15 protein-coding genes and 2 pseudogenes are annotated in these 18,297 nt (G+C 71.0%); 7 read left to right on the top strand and 10 right to left on the bottom strand.

Annotated elements, in window-relative coordinates; translation table 11 throughout:
- Positions 1-314 precede the first annotated feature (314 nt).
- A complete protein-coding gene (locus tag ACVW19_RS00085; RefSeq protein ID WP_109380710.1) occupies positions 315-497 on the top strand; it encodes a hypothetical protein in 183 nt (60 codons plus the stop codon).
- Positions 498-591: 94 nt separating this feature from the next.
- Here the strand turns inward: ACVW19_RS00085 and ACVW19_RS00080 are convergent.
- A pseudogene (locus tag ACVW19_RS00080) lies at positions 592-1,490 on the bottom strand (hypothetical protein).
- 240 nt (positions 1,491-1,730) lie between these two features.
- Between ACVW19_RS00080 and ACVW19_RS00075 the strand changes: the two are divergent.
- Positions 1,731-2,627: an oxygenase MpaB family protein gene (locus ACVW19_RS00075; RefSeq protein WP_457455327.1), complete on the top strand. Its 897-nt coding sequence runs from the start codon at positions 1,731-1,733 to the stop codon at positions 2,625-2,627.
- A gap of 20 nt (positions 2,628-2,647) precedes the next feature.
- Here ACVW19_RS00075 and ACVW19_RS00070 read toward each other — a convergent pair whose 3' ends face one another.
- Positions 2,648-3,268: a class I SAM-dependent methyltransferase gene (locus ACVW19_RS00070; protein ID WP_457455325.1), complete on the bottom strand. Its 621-nt coding sequence runs from the start codon at positions 3,266-3,268 to the stop codon at positions 2,648-2,650.
- 270 nt (positions 3,269-3,538) lie between these two features.
- On the opposite strand from ACVW19_RS00070, the gene ACVW19_RS00065 reads away from it, so the two are divergent.
- Complete coding sequence (locus ACVW19_RS00065) at positions 3,539-3,952, top strand: roadblock/LC7 domain-containing protein (RefSeq protein WP_457455323.1); 414 nt, start codon at positions 3,539-3,541, stop codon at positions 3,950-3,952.
- A 256-nt stretch (positions 3,953-4,208) separates the two neighbouring features.
- Here the strand turns inward: ACVW19_RS00065 and ACVW19_RS00060 are convergent, their stop codons facing one another.
- Both ACVW19_RS00060 and ACVW19_RS00055 read right to left on the bottom strand, forming a co-directional pair.
- A complete protein-coding gene (locus tag ACVW19_RS00060) occupies positions 4,209-5,075 on the bottom strand; it encodes an acyl-CoA thioesterase (protein WP_457455321.1) in 867 nt (288 codons plus the stop codon).
- Between the two features lie 19 nt (positions 5,076-5,094).
- The gene (locus ACVW19_RS00055; protein WP_457455319.1) at positions 5,095-7,608 is read right to left on the bottom strand and encodes a DEAD/DEAH box helicase; all 2,514 of its coding nucleotides are present in this window, start codon (positions 7,606-7,608) and stop codon (positions 5,095-5,097) included.
- Between the two features lie 145 nt (positions 7,609-7,753).
- On the opposite strand from ACVW19_RS00055, the gene ACVW19_RS00050 reads away from it, so the two are divergent.
- Positions 7,754-8,548 carry a metal-dependent hydrolase gene (locus ACVW19_RS00050; protein WP_457455317.1) on the top strand — a complete coding sequence of 265 codons (795 nt, stop codon included), beginning with the start codon at positions 7,754-7,756 and terminating at the stop codon, positions 8,546-8,548.
- Positions 8,549-8,577: 29 nt separating this feature from the next.
- On the opposite strand, the gene ACVW19_RS00045 is transcribed toward ACVW19_RS00050, so the two are convergent.
- The 5 genes from ACVW19_RS00045 to ACVW19_RS00025 form a co-directional block, all read right to left on the bottom strand.
- Complete coding sequence (locus tag ACVW19_RS00045) at positions 8,578-8,832, bottom strand: type B 50S ribosomal protein L31 (RefSeq protein ID WP_109380703.1); 255 nt, start codon at positions 8,830-8,832, stop codon at positions 8,578-8,580.
- Between the two features lie 66 nt (positions 8,833-8,898).
- Positions 8,899-9,369 (bottom strand): DUF5709 domain-containing protein, encoded by a 471-nt coding sequence (locus ACVW19_RS00040; RefSeq protein ID WP_457455315.1) that lies wholly within the window; start codon positions 9,367-9,369, stop codon positions 8,899-8,901.
- A gap of 202 nt (positions 9,370-9,571) precedes the next feature.
- Positions 9,572-11,353 carry an ABC transporter ATP-binding protein gene (locus ACVW19_RS00035; protein WP_457455313.1) on the bottom strand — a complete coding sequence of 594 codons (1,782 nt, stop codon included), beginning with the start codon at positions 11,351-11,353 and terminating at the stop codon, positions 9,572-9,574.
- The gene (locus ACVW19_RS00030; protein WP_457455311.1) at positions 11,350-13,197 is read right to left on the bottom strand and encodes an ABC transporter ATP-binding protein; all 1,848 of its coding nucleotides are present in this window, start codon (positions 13,195-13,197) and stop codon (positions 11,350-11,352) included. The genes ACVW19_RS00035 and ACVW19_RS00030 overlap by 4 nt, the downstream gene beginning before the upstream one ends.
- Positions 13,198-13,447: 250 nt before the next feature.
- A complete protein-coding gene (locus ACVW19_RS00025; RefSeq protein WP_457455309.1) occupies positions 13,448-13,915 on the bottom strand; it encodes a MarR family winged helix-turn-helix transcriptional regulator in 468 nt (155 codons plus the stop codon).
- Between the two features lie 166 nt (positions 13,916-14,081).
- Here ACVW19_RS00025 and ACVW19_RS00020 point away from each other — a divergent pair, with 166 nt between their 5' ends.
- Together ACVW19_RS00020 and mltG are read left to right on the top strand one after the other, a co-directional pair.
- The gene (locus ACVW19_RS00020; protein WP_457455307.1) at positions 14,082-15,884 is read left to right on the top strand and encodes an ABC transporter ATP-binding protein; all 1,803 of its coding nucleotides are present in this window, start codon (positions 14,082-14,084) and stop codon (positions 15,882-15,884) included.
- Positions 15,885-15,927: 43 nt separating this feature from the next.
- Positions 15,928-16,818, top strand: a complete 891-nt coding sequence (mltG, locus tag ACVW19_RS00015) for an endolytic transglycosylase MltG (protein ID WP_457455305.1) — start codon at positions 15,928-15,930, stop codon at positions 16,816-16,818.
- A gap of 43 nt (positions 16,819-16,861) precedes the next feature.
- On the opposite strand, the gene ACVW19_RS00010 is transcribed toward mltG, so the two are convergent.
- Positions 16,862-17,983, bottom strand: coding sequence for an NAD(P)-binding domain-containing protein (locus ACVW19_RS00010; RefSeq protein WP_457456036.1), 1,122 nt, complete (start codon positions 17,981-17,983; stop codon positions 16,862-16,864).
- A 114-nt stretch (positions 17,984-18,097) separates the two neighbouring features.
- Between ACVW19_RS00010 and ACVW19_RS00005 the strand changes: the two are divergent.
- Positions 18,098-18,297 (top strand): annotated as a pseudogene (locus tag ACVW19_RS00005) (hypothetical protein); the annotation flags it as partial.

Below are 18,297 nucleotides of genomic sequence, written 5' to 3'. Positions count from 1 at the left end.
CGGATTCCTTGCTTCATCGATTCATCAAACTTGACTAGTGGCATCGGAGTCGCCGAGAGTACAGCACGGCCGGGGGCGACCGGGTATGCCTGGGTGGTGAACCGGGTCACCATGGATGCGCGGTCGTGCTTCGTTCCGGAACATCACTGAGTCGCCGAGTCGCCGAGTCGCCGAGCCGATGAGTCGACGCTGGCCCTCAGGGAAGCCTAGGGGTCGAACCTCAGGGACGTCTCAGGGTCGCGGTCGGAACCGCCAAAGGCGCGGGTCCGTTTTCACGACAGAGAGCGGCAACGGCCGCGAAGGAGGCGACACTCATGTCGAAGAACGCCAAGATCGCCGCAGGGGGTGTGGCGGCCGGGCTCATCCTGCTCATCTGGCTGCCCTGGTGGGCGGCGCTGCTGATAGTCCTGGGAGTTCCGGCCGCCGCGTACCTCGCCCTGGACCCTTCACAGCGGAGCCGACTGCGCCGTGTCTCGCGCAAGGAGCTGGGTCGCTGAGACCGGTGGGGCGCGTCCGGCGGGCCGGGGTGGGGTCAGGCCCCGGCCCGGCCCCGACCCTGCGCCGACCGCCTCGGGGCGCCGCCCGCGCGGCTCAGAGCGGCCGGACGGCGATCTTGTCGAGGCCCTCCAGGAGGCCCGGCAGTTCCGGCCCCCTGCCCACCGGGAGGACCTCGCCGGGTTCGTCGTCGAGCAGGACGAACGCGATGTCGTCGGTCCTGGCCACGAGCGACCAGCCGGGCCCGTCGGCACGCAGTGTGCGTGCCTCGCCCGGGGCGAAGGACGAGCGGACCCGGCCGAGCGGCGGCGGTGAGGTGAGGTAGGAGCGGGCTTCCGCCAGAACGCGCCGGACACCGCTGTGGCCCGGCCGGCCGGCCGGCGCATCGGACCCGGTGCCGTCCTTGGGCAGGTCATCCCCGGCCGGGCCGTCCCCGTCGGCCTCTCCGGCGTCGTCGGGTGTTTCTCCGGAGCCGCCCGCAGCCGGGAACTCCGTGTCGCCGACCTGCTCCCGCCAGACCGCCCACTGGAGCGCGATCTCGTCGGCGCCCAGGCGCCGCTGCGCCGGTCCCCAGGCCTCGGAATCGGGAGGCGTCAGCGCGGGCCCGCCGGTCGTGTCCGGGTCCGGATCGTGCGGCGCGGGTACGTTCGGCGCCGCGACGGCGACCGCGAGGGGCCAGCCCGGCAGCGCGGCAGCGCGGCGACGACCGTGCGCTCGTCCGGCGACAGATCGTGCTCCATGCCGCAGTCCCAGGAAGCGATCGCGACGGCGACCAGCGACACGTCGTCGACGACGACGGTCCACCGGGCGCCCTCGCCGTCCTGCCCGAGCACCAGCCCGTACCCGTCGGCGAGCGGGGCGAGGCCGAGCACCGCGCACGCCTCCGGATAGTCGTCGCCCAGCACACTCGGGAACTTCGCCGGCGTCAGCAACGCCGCCGTGAGCACGTAGAGCGCGTCGTCCGCGGCGGCGGCTTCCTCGTCCGTTCCGGCCATGGCGGCCTCCCCGTCGTCTCGTTCACCGGCGCGCACCCTAATCCGACCCCGAGCCCCTTGTCACGACCTCGACTCCCTGCCCGAAGTGGCGGCTTTCCGTCCGGACGGGGCGAATCGGCCACCCGCTGCCGCGCGGGCGCGCCCTCGGACGCCCCGGCGGACCGCCGCGACTCTCACCAGCAGTACGGAGCCCGCCACGCACAGTAGAGTTGGAGTCCGGCGGCAGAAGGGGGCGGCGCGGTGAAGCGCTTCGAGCGACTGGAACGCATCCGGCGGATGGACCCGCACCGGGACGCCGCGGAGATCTACCGCCTCAGCGCGGCCTACGAATTCCCCTGGGACTTCACCCGGTCACTCGAACTCGCCCTGTACCGCACGTACGCCGTCCCCCGCATCGGCCGTCTGCTCGCCGAGACCGCGGAGCTCACGGACCGCTCCCAGAAGCGCTACGACGACACCTCGCTCCTCCTGGACGCCGTCGTCGAGCACGGATTCGGCAGCGACCGGGGCCGGACCGCGATCCGCCGCATCAACCGGATGCACCGCAGTTACGACATCCCCAACGACGACATGCGATACGTCCTGTGCACATTCGTCGTGATGCCCAAACGGTGGATCGACGCCTACGGGTGGCGAAGGATGTCGCGGCACGAGACCGTCGCCAGTGCCGTCCACTACCGGACACTCGGGCGGCACATGGGCATCCAGGGCATCCCCGGCTCCTATGAGGAGTTCGAGAGCTGCCTCGACTCCTACGAGCAGGCCCACTTCGGCTGGGACGAGGACGCGCGCCGGGTCTCGGACGCCACGCTCGGTCTCATGACCTCCTGGTACCCGCGCCCGCTCGCCCCGCTGCTGCGCACCGCCACACTCGCCCTGCTCGACGACCCCCTCCTGCGGGCCTTCCGGTACACCCCGCCGAGCGCCGCCACACGCGCGTGCGTACGCCGCGCGGTGCGGCTGCGCGGCCGAGCGGTCCGGCTGCTGCCGCCCCGGCGCGCCCCGCACTTCGCCCGGCAGAACCGGGAGATCAAGAGCTACCCGAACGGCTACCGGCTGGAGGACCTGGGCACCCACCCGGTGCCGGGCCTCGGCGGCTGCCCGGTGCGGCACCCGGACACCACGCCCGCCGACTGAGCACCGGGCGGCCGAAGAGGTCAGTCCTCCCGGACGGCCAGCGCCAGGAACCGCGCGTCCTCGTCGGCGTACGACGTCATGCGCCAGCCCGCACCGGCCAGCAGCGGACGGAGATTGTGCTCCGCGCGGAGATCGTCCGGTGTGAGCGAGCGGCCCTGGCGGGCGGCGAGCGCGGCCCTGCCGATCGGGTGGAACAACGCGAGCATCCCACCGGGACGCACCACCCGCGCCAACTCACGGAGATTTTCGGCCGGATGGGGCAGGTGCGCGATGAGGCCCGCCGCGAACACGGCGTCGAGCGACCTCGAGCGCAGGGGCAGTGCGGCGACGTCGGTGAGCAGCAGCGTGCCGTCGCCGTCCCGCCCGGCGGCCGCGGCCTCCCGCAGCATGGCCGGCGTCAGATCCGCCCCGAGGACCGTTCCCGAGGAGCCCACCGCGGCACGCAGCGGCGGCAGGGCCCGTCCGGTGCCACAGCCCGCGTCGAGCACCCGGTCGCCCTCGCGCAGCCCGAGGTCGGCGACCGCGGCCGCGTAGGCCGGACCGTCGTCGGGGAAACGGCGGTCCCAGCCGGCGGCACGCGCGGTGAAGAACTCCTGGACGTGTGTGTGGTCGTCCGTGTGGTCGTCGCTCATGTCCCGCATGATCCCCCACCGAACGGCCCGGACCGCACCGTCCGGCGGCGGAGAGCTCGCCGGTGCGGGGTCCGTGCGAGACGAACTCGCACCGCTCTTCGTCGGTCATCTTCTGTCCCATTGGCTCCTAACCTCCTTGTCCGGAGCCCGGTCGTGGGGAAGGCTGGCCACGGCGATCTCTCCGCCAGGGGATGCACCGCACGGGGGAAGCGAACAGAAAGGCTCACGGACAGGACCACGGGAACCATCACGGGGAAGAGCAAGGGGGAGATTCGCGAAATGACGCAAAATCAGGGACTCGACTGGCTGCTGGACGACCTGACCCAGCGTGTCGAGCAGGTGCGGCACGTTCTGGTCCTGTCCAACGACGGACTGGTGACCGGTACGAGCACGGGACTGCGCCGCGAGGACGCGGAGTACTTGGCGGCCGTGTCGTCCGGACTGCACAGCCTCGCCAAGGGGTCCGGACAGCACTTCGGTGCGGGCGGAATGCGCCAGACGATGATCGAGTTCGACGACGCCATGCTCTTCGTCACCGCGGCAGGCGCCGGCAGCTGCCTGTGCGTGCTCAGTGGGGCCGAGGCCGACGTCGGACGAGTCGCCTACGAGATGACCCTGCTGGTCAACCGGGTCGGGGAGCATCTGGACGTGGACGCCCGCCGACCGGGCTCCAACGGTCTCGCAGGGAACTGACCCGCACGTTCGTCAACCCCCGCGGAGTTGTCCACAGGGCTGTCGCAGAGAGCGACGGCGTGGATACGGTTTTCTCCGGGTCGGCGCACACCGCGCCGACCGTGCACATTCCGCGGGGGAGACGAGCATGTCCGCGAACACCGCCACACACACCATCACGACGACCACGCCCGCCATGCCCGCCGCGCCCGGACCGCCCGCCGGGCCGGGCGTCGGCGGGAATCGCGCGGCAGGAACCGGTGACCGGCCCGCTGATCTACAACGCCCGGAACAGCCCCTCCTGGACGACGGACACCAGCATCCGCCCCGCACGGTCGTAGATCCGTCCGCGGGCCAGCCCCCGCCCGCCCGTGGCGATCGGTGACTCCTGGTCGTACAGGAACCACTCGTCAGCACGGAACGGGCGGTGGAACCACATGGCGTGGTCCAGCGACGCCATGTCGAAGCCCCGCGGACCCCACAGCGGTTCCACCGGGATCCGGACGGCGTCCAGCAAGGTCATGTCGCTGGCGTAGGTCAGGGCGCACGTGTGCACCAGCGGATCGTCACCGAGCGGGCCGACCGCACGCATCCACACCGCGCTGCGCGGCTCGGCGTCCTTGACGTCGTCCCGGTTCCAGCGCAGCCGGTCCACGTAGCGGATGTCGAAGGGCTGACGGCGGGCCATCAGCTCCAACTGCTCCGGCAGCGCGCCCAGATGTTCGCGGATCTCGTCCGTGACCGTCGGCAGCGACTCGGGGTCCGGGACCGCGCGGGCCGGCGGCAACTGGTGCTCGAAACTCCCCTGTTCGGGTTTGTGGAAGGAAGCGGTGAGATTGAAGATCGTGCGCCCCTGCTGCACGGCGGTGACCCGGCGGGTCGTGAACGACCGCCCGTCCCGCACCCGCTCCACCTCGTACACGATCGGCACCCCGGGGCGCCCCGGGCGCAGGAAGTACGCGTGCAGAGAGTGCACGGGGCGGTCGCCCTCGGTGGTGCGGCCCGCGGAGACCAGGGCCTGGCCGGCCACCTGGCCGCCGAAGACCCGCTGCAGCGACTCCTGCGGACTGCGGCCCCGGAAGATGTTGACCTCGATCTGCTCCAGGTCGAGCAGGTCGACGAGGCTCTCGGTCGGATTCGTCATGGGAGGAACGCTCCTGTGCTCACAGCTGGCCGACATCGGTGACCCGGACGACCGCGCGGCCCTCCGCGTCGGAGGCGGTGAGGTCGACCTGCGCGCTGATGCCCCAGTCGTGGTCGCCGTTCGGATCGTCGAAGATCTGCCGGACCCGCCACAGCCCGTCGGCCGGCACCTCCTCGATCAGCAGCAGCTTGGGACCGCGGGCGTCGGGGCCGGTGCCGAGTTCCTCGTACTCGTCCCAGTACTTGTCCATCGCCTCGCCCCAGGCATCCGCGTCCCAGCCGGCCTCGGCGTCCAGCTCGCCCAGCGCGTCGACCTGGTCCAGAGCGGCGAGCTCGACCCGGCGGAACATGGCGTTGCGGACCAGGACGCGGAAGGCACGCGCGTTCGCGGTGACCGGCTTGACCTGGTCGGCCTTCTCCTGGGCCTCCTCGGCGGTCATCTCCGCGGGGTTGGCCAGCTGCTCCCACTCGTCCAGCAGACTGGAGTCGACCTGACGCACCATCTCGCCCAGCCAGGCGATCAGGTCCTGGAGATCCTCGGACTTCAGGTCGTCCGGGACCGTGTGCTCCAGGGCCTTGTAGGCGCTGGCGAGGTACCGCAGCACGATGCCCTCGGTGCGGGCCAACTCGTAGTGGGACACCAACTCCGTGAAGGACATCGCCCGTTCGTACATGTCCCGCACCACGGACTTCGGCGACAGCGGATGGTCGCCGACCCAGGGATGGCTCTTGCGGTAGGTGTTGTACGCGTGGAAGAGCAGTTCCTCCAACGGCTTCGGGTACGTGATGTCCTGGAGGCGCTCCATGCGCTCCTCGTACTCGACGCCGTCCGCCTTCATCGCGGCGACCGCCTCGCCGCGTGCCTTGTTCTGCTGGGCGGCGAGGATCTGGCGCGGGTCGTCCAGCGTGGACTCCACCACGGACACCATGTCGAGCGCGTACGACGGAGAGTCGGGGTCCAGCAGCTCGAACGCGGCCAGCGCGAAGGTGGACAGCGGCTGGTTCAGCGCGAAGTCCTGCTGAAGATCCACGGTCAGCCGGACGATGCGGCCCTCGGCGTCCGGCGCGTCCAGCTTCTCGACGATGCCGCCGTCCAGCAGCGAGCGGTAGATGGCGATCGCCCGCCGGATGTGCCGCAACTGCTGCTTGCGTGGCTCGTGGTTGTCCTCGAGAAGGTGCCGCATCGCCGCGAAGGCGTTGCCGGGCCGGGCGATCACCGACAGCAGCATCGTGTGCGTCACCCGGAAACGGGAGGTCAGCGGCTCGGGATCGGAGCCGATGAGCTTCTCGAAGCTCTGCTCCGACCAGGCGACGAACCCCTCGGGCGCCTTCTTGCGGACGACCTTGCGACGCTTCTTCGGGTCGTCGCCCGCCTTGGCCAGCGCCTTCTCGTTCTCGACGACATGCTCGGGGGCCTGGGCGACGACGAACCCCTCGGTGTCGAAGCCGGCCCGTCCGGCGCGGCCCGCGATCTGATGGAACTCACGGGCCCGCAGCGTGCGCACCCGGTTCCCGTCGTACTTGGTCAGGGCGGTGAACAGCACCGTGCGGATCGGGACGTTGACGCCCACGCCCAGCGTGTCCGTACCGCAGATGACCTTCAGCAGACCGGCCTGCGCGAGCTTCTCCACCAGCCGCCGGTACTTGGGCAGCATGCCGGCGTGGTGCACACCGATGCCGTGCCGGACGTAGCGGGAGAGGTTGCGGCCGAACTTGGTGGTGAAGCGGAAGTTGCCGATCAGATCGGCGATCCGGTCCTTCTCCTCGCGCGTGCACATGTTGATGCTCATCAGCGCCTGGGCCCGCTCCACCGCCTGCGCCTGCGTGAAGTGCACGATGTAGACCGGAGCCTGCCGGGCCGTCAGCAGATCCGTGAGCGTCTCGGTGAGCGGCGTGTAGCGGTATTCGTAGGACAGTGGTACCGGACGGGTCGCCGAGCGGACCACCGAGGTGGGGCGGCCGGTGCGGCGGGCGAGGTCCTTCTCGAAGAAGGAGACGTCACCGAGCGTCGCCGACATCAGGACGAACTGCGCCTGCGGCAGTTCCAGCAGCGGGATCTGCCAGGCCCAGCCGCGGTCCGGCTCCGCGTAGAAGTGGAACTCGTCCATGACGACCTGGCCGACGTCGGCGTACCTGCCGTCGCGCAGCGCGATCGACGCCAGCACCTCGGCGGTGCAGCAGATGACCGGGGCGTCGGCGTTGACGGACGCGTCGCCGGTCAGCATGCCGACGTTCTCCGTGCCGAAGATCTTGCACAGCTCGAAGAACTTCTCCGACACCAGGGCTTTGATGGGGGCCGTGTAGAAGGTGACCTCGTCCCGCGCCAGCGCGGCGAAGTGGGCGGCCGCCGCGATCATGCTCTTGCCCGAGCCGGTGGGCGTCGAGACGATCACGTTCGCCCCGGAGACCACCTCGATCAGCGCCTCCTCCTGGTGGGGGTAGAGCGTGAGACCGCGTTCCTCGGCCCACGACTCGAAGGCTTCGTACAGGGCGTCGGGGTCGGCGGTCGGCGGCAGCTGATCGATAAGGGTCACACCCCCCATCTTGCCTGCCGTTCGGCCCCGGGTGGGAATCGGATTCGGGAACGAAGATCGCGAAGGCTACGCTGTGGCGCCGAGGAGCGTCAGCGCACCTGGTCAACCGGACAGCTGTACAAGAACGATGGGGCGGGCAACGGGGATGATGGGACCAGCACACTCACTGTCGGGCGCCGCGGCCTGGCTCGGTGTCGGAGCGGCGACGGCCGTCGCAGGAAAACCGATGCCCTGGCCGGTGCTCCTGGTCGGCGCTCTCATCTGTGCCGGTGCGGCCCTCGCCCCGGACCTGGACCACAAGGCGGCGACGATATCCCGCGCCTTCGGGCCCGTCTCCCGGAGACTGTGCGAGATCGTCGACAAGCTGTCGTACGCCGTCTACAAGGCCACCAAGAAGCCGGGCGACCCGCGCCGTTCCGGCGGTCACCGCACCCTCACCCACACCTGGCTGTGGGCGGTCCTGATCGGTGGGGGCGCCTCCGTTCTGGCGATCACCGGCGGCCGGTGGGCGGTGCTGGCCATCCTCTTCGTCCACATGGTGCTGGCCATCGAGGGCCTGCTGTGGCGGGCGGCCCGGGGCGCCAGCAGCGATGTACTGGTGTGGCTGCTCGCCGCGACCAGCGCGTGGATCCTCGCGGGCATTCTGGACCAGCCGGGCAACGGCGCCGCCTGGCTGTTCACGGCACCGGGCCAGGAGTACCTGTGGCTGGGGCTGCCGATCGTCCTGGGCGCGCTGGTCCACGACATCGGAGACGCACTGACCGTCTCCGGCTGCCCGATCCTGTGGCCCATACCGGTGGGCCGCAAGCGCTGGTACCCCATAGGCCCGCCGAAGGCGATGCGGTTCAGGGCGGGCAGCTGGGTGGAGCTCAAGGTGTTGATGCCGGCGTTCATGCTGCTCGGCGGAGTGGGTGGCGCGGTGGCGCTCAACGTGATCTGAGTCGGTGGTCCCCGGCCCGCCCGGGGACCTCACCCGGAGCCCTCACCGCCGTACCGGCGCTCGAAGCGGGCGACGCGCCCTTCCGTGTCCACGGTGCGGGCCTTGCCCGTGTAGAAGGGGTGGCTCTCCGAGGAGATCTCCACCTCCACCACCGGGTAGGTCTCGCCGTCGTCCCATTCGATGGTCTGCTCGCTGGTCGCGGTGGACCGGGTGAGGAAGGCGTAACCGGCGGACCGGTCGCGGAAGACGACGGGGTGGTAGTCGGGGTGCTTGTCCTGCTGCATGAAAGCTCCTCGTGCGACTCGTGCTACGTGCTCCGCCCGGGGACGGCGGACAGGGGAACGGCGGGATCACCCGGGCAGGGTGTCCTCGTCGACGACATGCATGGCGGCCTCCTCGGCCGAGGCCGCCGCGCCGTCGATACCGACGTCCGTGGCCACCAGGGCGGTCTCCTCGTCCTCGTGCGCCCCCTCGTCGGGAGCGACGAGCCGGCCGGAGCGCGCGGCACCGACCTCGTCGTCCAGGAGCTCGCCGTCGGTGCCCTCGCTGTCGCCGAGACCGTCGCCGTCGAAAGCCGCGGATTCGGGCAGCTCCTCGGCGAGCCGCTGGTCCAGCGTCTCGCCCGCGTGGCCCTCCGCCGCCGTCACACCGCGGTGCTCCACGGCCCACGGCCGCTCGGGAGGGGACCAGCCCCGGTCCAGGGGGTCGCCCACACCGTCGTCCATGAGGGTGTCCTCGGCATCGAGCAGTCCGGCGTCGTCCTGAACCTCGGACTCGTCGGGCTGGTAGACATCGTCTCCCCAACCGCCGGCACTGTTCACGGGTACCTCCCGGGGTGGCGACGGGCCCGTTCCCGCCGTGGCCCGCTGCGGGCCGCACCTGCACGGAGCACCGGCCTCACCCGCACCCCGGTCCTCCGGAGCCCCCGGATGTTCCCCGAGCCGGTGCCTGACTCCAGCCTTCCACCCAGGTTCGACTCCGCGCAACGGCAACAGGCGTCCCCCCGGGTGGGCCGCCGTGGCCTCACCCGTGCCAGGAACGCCACAGCGCCGCGTACGCGCCGTCCGCGGCGACCAGCTCGTCGTGGCTGCCCAGCTCGCTGATGCGGCCGTTCTCGACGACGGCGATGACATCCGCGTCATGGGCGGTGTGCAGGCGGTGGGCGATGGCGACGACGGTGCGACCGTCGAGGACGCGGGCCAGGGAGCGTTCCAGATGCCGCGCCGCGCGGGGATCGAGCAGCGAGGTCGCCTCGTCCAGGACCAGCGTGTGCGGGTCGGCCAGCACCAGGCGGGCCAGCGCGATCTGCTGGGCCTGGGCCGGGGTGAGCGCGAGCCCTCCCGAGCCGACCTCACTGTCGAGACCGTCGTCGAGCGCACGGGCCCAGCCGTCCGCGTCGACCGCGCCGAGCGCCGCCCACAGCCGGGCGTCCTCGGCGTCCGTACGGGCGAGCCGCAGGTTGTCGCGCAGTGAACCCACGAAGACGTGGTGCTCCTGGTTGACGAGGGCCACATGGCTACGGACCCGTTCCGCGGTCATCCGGGACAGCTCGGCACTGCCCAGGGTCACCGTGCCGTCCCGGGGCGCGTAGATCCCGGCGAGCAGCCGGCCCAGAGTGGACTTGCCGGCGCCGGAGGGGCCGACCAGCGCCAGCCGGGTGCCGGGGGCGACTTCGAGTGACACCTTGCGCAGCACGTCGACACCCTCGTGGTAGCCGAAGCGCACCTGCTCCGCGCGCACATGGCATCCGTCGGGGGCCAGGGCGGTGTCACCGGCGCCGGGCTCGATCTCCCGGACCCCGACCAGCCGGGCCAGCGACACCTGGGCCACCTGCAACTCGTCGTACCAGCGCAGGATCAGCCCGACCGGGTCGACGAGCATCTGGGCGAGCAGCGTCCCGGTCGTCAGCTGGCCGACACCGATCCAGCCCTGCAGGACGAAAACACCACCGATCATCAGCACCGAACCGAGCACGGTCACGTGAGTGATGTTGACGACCGGGAAGAGCACCGACCGAAGCCAGAGCGTGTAACGCTCCCAGGCAGTCCACTCCCGCACCCGTTGGTCCGACAGCGCCACGCGGCGTTCGCCGAGACGGTGGGCCTCCACCGTCCGTCCCGCGTCCACGGTCTCGGCGAGCGCCGCGGCCACGGCGGCGTACCCGGCGGCCTCCGAGCGGTACGCCGCCGGCGCCCGCCGGAAGTACCAGCGGCAGCCGGCCACCAGCAGCGGAACGGCCACCAGCACGGCCGGCGCCAGTTCGGGTGCCGTGACGACCAGCCCGCCCAGCAGCAACGCCGCCCACACCACACCGATGGCCAGCTGGGGCACGGCCTCGCGCATCGCGTTGCCGAGCCGGTCGATGTCGGTGGTGATCCGGGAGAGCAGATCACCGGTTCCGGCGCGTTCCAGCACTCCCGGGGGCAGTCCGACCGACCGCACCAGGAAGTCCTCGCGCAGATCGGCCAGCATCCGCTCGCCGAGTACGGCCCCGCGCAGGTTGACCTGCCGGACGAACACCGCCTGGACGATCAGTGCGAGCACGAACAGCCCGGCGGTGAGCCCCAGATGGAGCTCCCGCGTCCGGTCGGACACCCGCTCCACCAGACCGCCCAGCAGATACGGGCCGACCATCGAGGAGACCACCGCGACGGTGTTCACCGTGATCAGCAGTACGAAGGCCCGGCGGTGCCTGCGGAGCAGCTCGGCCACGTAGGCGCGGACGGTGGCGGGAGCACCCACGGGCAGGGTGCCGGCCGTGGTGGGGGCCGCCGGGTCGTAGGCCGGTGGCGCCACGCCGATCATGCCGTCTCCTCGATCTCTTCGATTTCTTCCAGACCGTTCAGACCGTTCAGACCGTTCAGGTCGTTCAGGTCGTTCAGGCTTTTCAGGTCTTCGACGTCCTTCAGGTCGTCGCGGTCCTCCCGGGCCACCACGGCCCGGTACCGGGGCTCGGTCCGCACCAGTTCGCGGTGGCCGCCCACCGCCACGACCGCCCCGTCGTGCAGGAAGACCACCTGGTCGGCCCGGTCGAGCAGCAGTGGCGACGAGGCGAAAACCACGGTGGTGCGGCCTGCCCGCAGTTCGCACAGGCCCTGTGCGACACGGGCCTCGGTGTGCGAGTCGACGGCGGAGGTCGGCTCGTCCAGTACGAGCACTTCCGGGTCGGTGACCAGCGACCGGGCCAGTGCGAGCCGCTGGCGCTGACCGCCGGAGAGGGACCGCCCGCGTTCGGTGATCAGTGTGTCCATCGGGTCCGATGCGGCGGGTGAACCCTGCACGAGTGCCGCCAGCACGTCCCCGCACTGCGCGGCCTCCAGGGCCTCGCGCGCTCCGACGGCACCGGACGCGGGTACGTCGAGCAGTTCGCGCAGCGTGCCGGACAGCAGCACCGGGTCCTTGTCCTGCACGAGGACGGCGCCGCGGGCGGAGTCCAGCGGCAGCTCGTCGAGCGGCACCCCGCCGAGCAGCACCGAACCGTCCCGCGCGGCAGGTGTCGCGTGCCCGCCGAGCCGTTCGGCCAGCCGCCCCGCCGCGTCCGGATCCCCGCACACCACGGCGGTGAGCCGACCCGCCGGGGCGAGCAGACCGGTCACCGGGTCGTACAGGTCACCGGTGGGTGTCCCGGCGGGCCGCGCGCCCGAGGTGTCCGTGGTCCGCTCCAGCGACAGCACACGCGCCGCGCGAGTGGCCGAAGGCCGTGAGAAGGAGTACGCCATGGCAATCTCCACGAAGTGCCGCAGCGGGTAGGCGAGCAGCATGACCGAGCTGTAGACGGTGATCAGTTCGCCCACCGCGATGCGCCCCTCACGGGCCAGATGGACGCCGTAGCAGACCACGGTGATCAGCAGGATTCCCTGAAGCAGCACCTGGACCGCCGCGATGAGGGACCACATCCGGGCACTGTGCACGGCCGCGTGGCGGAGGTCCTGGGACGCGCGCCGGTAGCGCTCGAGGAACAGTTCCTCGCCGCCGATGCCGCGCAGCACACGCAGTCCGGCGACGGTGTCCGAGGCGAGTTCCGTGGCCCGGCCGGCCTTCTCACGCTGGGCGTCGGCCCTCCGGGTGGCGTGCGGCAGCAGAGGCAGTACCGCGATCGCCAGCAGGGGCACCCCCACGACGACGATCACGCCGAGCGCGGGCTGGAGGACGAGCAGTCCGACACAGACCGCCACGATGGTGACCACCGCCGCGGTGAACCGCGACAGGACCTCCACGAACCAGCCGATCTTCTCGACGTCACCGGTGGATACGGCCATCACCTCGCCGGCCGCGACACGCCGGGTCAGCACGGATCCCAGGGCCGTGGTCCTGCGGGCGAGCAACTGCTGGACGCGGGCGGCCGCGGTGATCCAGTTGGTGACGGCGGCCCGGTGCAGGAAGGTGTCACCGACGGCGTTTCCCGCGCACGCCAGCGCCATGAGTCCGCCGGCCAGCGCCAGCCGGGCGCCGGAGCGGTCGACGGCGGCCTGGACCCCGACGCCCACACAGAACGGCAGCGAGGCGACGGCGATGAAATGCAGCAGTCCCCAGGCCAGGGATCTGAGCTGGCCGGAGAGTTGATTCCGGAAGAGCCACCACAGGAATCGGGGGCCCGAGCGGGCATCGGGCACGCCCGGGTCGGGATACGGAAGATCTTGGATCTGCATGACGTCCCAGTGACTCGCAAAGGCGGGGCCGTGCGTCGTCCGCGGACGACTGCGGCAGCAAACCGTGACAGGTTGACCCCGCTGAGTGTGGGAAGGCAAACGGTTTTCCACGAGACCGCACGGAACCGGCTGTCCGCGTCGCAGGGGCACGGTGCGACGGATCGGACGAGTGCCGTGCGGCCCGTCGGACGGTCACGGTGCGAGGCTCCGGACGATCGCGGCGCGCTGCCTCAGCAGGAGGCGCGCTGCCTCAGCAGGGCGGGTCGCCCTGCTGAGGTGCGGCCGCCGTTCCGTCGATCAGGGTGTCCAGCAACCCGCCGAGAGCCTCACGCTGCTCGTCCGTCAGCGGAGCCAGGATCTCCTCGGCGGCGGCCCGGCGCGCGGCGTGCAGCTCCTGCAGGGCGGTGTGCCCGTCGTCGGTGAGCTCGATCCGGATCACCCGCCGATTGGCCGGATCGGGCACCCGCCGCACCTTGCCGTTCGCCTCCAGTCCGTCGACCAGCGTCGTCACCGCTCGGGGCACCACTTCCAGCCGCTCGGCCAGGTCGGCCATGCGCGGCGGCGAGGCATAGTGGGCGAGGGTGCGCAGCAACCGGGACTGGGCCGGGGTGATGCCCAGTTCGCGCCGCACCAGATGACGCTTCTGGATGCGGTGCACCCGGCGGGTCAGCCGAAGCAGCTGCTCGGCCAGCAGGCCGTCGGGGTCGGGGGTGGTCATGCGCGGAACAATATCAGGACGCCGTTCATTGTGAGTATAGGTAACAATGAGCTAGGCTCCGCTGACCCCGGCGTGCCCGGTACCGGGCGGTTGTTCCCGGCTCCTTGTCGCTCCTTGTTGACCTTCGTCCCCTCCCGTTCCCTGCTGTCAGTTCCCGAAGGAGACCATGCATCCCGACCGCGAACCCGTCTGGAGCGCACCCGCGGGCGCCGGGGAACAGCCCCGGCAGGTGCGCCGCATCCTGAAGCTGTTCCGTCCCTACCGGGGCCGTCTCGCGATCGTCGGCCTGCTCGTCGGGGCGGCGTCCCTCGTCTCGGTCGCCACCCCGTTCCTGCTGAGGGCGATCCTCGACGTCGCGCTCCCCGAGGGCCGGACCGGACTGCTCAGCCTGCTCGCCCTCGGCATGATCCTCAGCGCCGTCCTCACCAGCGTCTTCGGAGTGCTCCAGACGCTGATCTCCACGACCGTCGGTCAACGTGTCATGCACGATCTGCGCACCGCGGTCTACGACCGGCTCCAGCGCATGTCGCTCGCCTTCTTCACGCGCACCCGCACCGGCGAGGTCCAGTCCCGCATCGCCAACGACATCGGCGGTATGCAGGCCACCGTGACCTCGACGGCGACCTCGCTGGTCTCCAACCTCACCAGCGTCGTCGCCACCGTCGTCGCGATGCTCGTCCTCGACTGGCGGCTGACCGTCGTCTCGCTGGTCCTGTTGCCGGTGTTCGTGTGGATCAGCCGCCGCGTCGGCAACGAACGCAAGAAGATCACCACCCAACGCCAGAAGCAGATGGCCTCGATGGCCGCCACGGTCACCGAGTCGCTGTCGGTCAGCGGCATCCTGCTCGGCCGCACCATGGGCCGCTCCGACTCTCTGACCAGCGCCTTCGCCGACGAGTCCGAACGTCTGGTGGACCTGGAGGTGCGGTCGAACATGGCCGGCCGCTGGCGCATGGCCGTCATCACGATCGTCATGGCCGCCATGCCCGCCGTCATCTACTGGACCGCGGGCATCGTCCTGCGGACGGGCGGGCCCGGAGTCTCCCTCGGGACGATCGTCGCCTTCGTCTCGCTTCAGCAGGGTCTGTTCCGGCCGGCGGTGAGCCTGCTGTCGACCGGTGTCCAGGTCCAGGCGTCGCTCGCACTGTTCCAGCGCATCTTCGAGTACCTCGACCTCCCCGTCGACATCACCGAACGCGCGGAGCCGGTCCGTCTCGCCCGGGTCGGCGGCGAGGTCCGGTTCGAGAACGTCACCTTCGGCTACGACGGCAAGGGTGGTCCCGTCCTCGACGGCATCGACATCACCGTCCCCGCCGGCACCAGTCTCGCCGTGGTCGGTTCGACCGGCGCCGGCAAGTCCACGCTCGGGCACCTCGTGCCACGGCTGTACGACGTCACTTCCGGCCGGGTCGCCCTCGACGGGGTGGATGTGCGCGACCTCGACTTCGACACCCTGGCGCGCGCGGTCGGCGTCGTCTCCCAGGAGACGTATCTCTTCCATGCCTCCGTCGCCGACAACCTGCGCTTCGCCAAGCCCGACGCCACTGACGAGGAACTCCACGCGGCGGCCCGCGCGGCGCAGATCCACGACCACATCGCGGCCCTGCCCGACGGGTACGACACGATCGTGGGAGAGCGCGGTCACCGATTCTCCGGTGGCGAGAAGCAGCGTCTGGCGCTCGCCCGGACCATCCTGCGCGACCCGCCGGTCCTCGTCCTCGACGAGGCGACCAGTGCGCTCGACACCCGCACCGAGGCCGCCGTCCAGCAGGCCATCGACGCGCTGTCGGCCAACCGCACCACGCTCACCATCGCCCACCGGCTGTCCACCGTCCGCGGCGCCGACCAGATCGTGGTGCTCGACGCGGGCCGGGTGGTCGAACGCGGCACGCACGAGGAGCTGCTGGAGCTGGACGGGCGCTACGCGGGTCTTGTCCGCAGGGACGCCCGACTGGAGCCGACAAGATGAAAATATGCCGGGTTTGTGGCGCCATGGGCGTTACCGTGCCCGCATGCAGAAGAACACTCCGTCACGGAACACGATCCGACTGACGCGCCGGGGCCGGCTCGCCCTTGCCGCGACCGGGGCCGTCGTGGCCGGTACCGCCGTGGCGGTGCCCCTGCTGACCCTGGGCGGCGACGACGATCCCCGCCCCACCACCCTGGTGATCCCGGAGGGCCACCGGGCGAGCCAGGTGTACGCGGCCGTCGACAAGGCCCTCCGACTGCCCGCGGGGAGCACGAAGAAGTCCCTCGCGAAGGCCGCCCGCAAACTGCCGGGCGATGCCGAGGGGAACCCGGAGGGTTATCTCTTCCCGGCGACCTATCCGCTGAAGGAGAGGACGACGCCGGAGCAACTGCTGTCGCTGATGGTCGACACCGCCAACAAGAAGTTCAACGGCGCCCCGGTCGCAGCCGGTGCGCAGCGCAACGCGATGAACGTCTACCAGGCCGTCACCATCGCGAGCATCGTCCAGGCGGAGGCGTCCACCAAGGCCGACAGGGGCAAGGTGGCCCGGGTGATCTTCAATCGGCTGGAGCGGGGGATGCCGCTGCAGATGGACTCGACGGTCGACTACGCCCTGGGCCGTTCGGCGTCGCGCACCACCGAGGCGGACCCCGAGGTCGACAGTCCCTACAACTCGTATACGCGTATGGGACTGCCGCCCACCCCGATCGGCAACCCCGGCGAGGACGCGATGCGGGCGGCGATCAACCCGACGCCGGGCGACTGGCTGTACTTCGTCACGGTCACACCGGGCGACACCCGCTTCACCGCCGACTACAAGGAACACCAGGGCAACGTCGCCGAGTTCAACGCGCAGCAGAAGAAGGAGAAGGCAGGAAAGGCAAAGGAGAAGGAGGAGGGGGAGCAGGAGGCGAGCGGCCGGCCCGGGAAATGAGCCGGCCGGCACCGGTCACCGGCACCGCCACCCGGGAGCGGCGTCAGGCTGCGACGCGCTCCTCCGCCAGCAGACGCCTGATGTCCCGTACGGCCGAGCGCCCGGCGCGGTTGGCCCCGACGGTGCTGGCCGAGGGGCCGTAGCCGACGAGGTGGACGCGGGGGTCGGCGACCGCCCGGGTGCCCTCGACGCGGATGCCGCCGCCCGGCTCCCGCAGGCGCAGCGGAGCGAGGTGGTCGATGGCGGGACGGAACCCGGTGGCCCACAGGATGACGTCGGCCGCCACTCGCCGACCTCCCCCAAGTTTTCGGCTTCTCTCGAACAGGGGAGACCCCCATGTCCACTCCACCCCCTCCGGTGTGATCCGGTCGAACATCGGCTGCCGGTCCAGGACGCCGGTGGCGAGACCCCGGCGTATCGCGTCGTTCATCGGCAGTCCCGTCACCGAGACCACGCTGCGCGGCGGCAGCCCCTGCCGCACCCGCTCCTCCACCAGCGCCACGGCCGCTCGCCCCGCCTCCTCGTCGAAGGGGCCCTCGTGGAAGACCGGGGGCCGCCGGGTCACCCAGGTGGTGGCCGCCGCGTGCGGGGCGATCTCCAGCAGATGCTGGGTGGCCGAGGCGCCTCCCCCCACCACGACCACCCGCTGACCGGCGAACGCCTCGGGGCCCGGGTACTGAGCGGTGTGCAACTGCCGTCCCAGGAAGGTCTCCTGACCCTCGTAGCGCGGCCAGAACGGCCGGTTCCAGGTGCCGGTGGCATTGATCAGCGTCCGCGTCGACCAGGTGCCCGCCGAGGTCTCCAGGAGCAGCCGCCCGCCGGTTCCCTCCCGCACCGCCCGGACCTGTACCGGCCGACGTACCCGCAGGTCGAACGTCCGCTCGTAGCGGTCGAAGTACTCCGTGATGACCTCGGAGGACGGCCGGGCCGGATCGGCGTCCGTGAGTTCCATGCCGGGCAGCGAGTGCATCCCGTGCACCTTGCCGTACGTGAGTGAGGGCCAGCGGTACCGCCAGGCGCCGCCGGGGCCGGGGTTGTGGTCGAGCACCACGAAGTCGCGGTCCGGCTCGAAGCCGGTGCGCCGCAGGTGGTGGGCGCTGGACAGTCCCGCCTGCCCGGCCCCTATGACGACTGCCTGGACCTCGGCCACCTCGGCCTCACTCATGTAGTTCATATTTCTACTAACGCCGCTAGGGGGACACATCTTCCCGCGAGCCGTTGCCGCCACTCGGAGGCCTCCTGCCTCGAAGACCCCGGCACATGGGCCAGGATGGAAGCCATGTCAGATGCCTTCACCACCCGGACCCTGAACGTCGCCACCGGCTCCGCGGAGCGGGTCGTCGACATCACCGGCGACTGCGAGTCCTTCCTGCGGGAGGTGGCAGCCGGCCGCGACGGACTGCTCAACCTCTTCGTGCCGCACGCCACGTCGTGTGACTTGCAACTGTCACGTTCCCCAGTGAACACACCCAGCGGCCC

The organism is Streptomyces sp. TE5632 (genome assembly GCF_054061295.1).
This window is presented reverse-complemented; position numbering and strand designations above follow the sequence as displayed.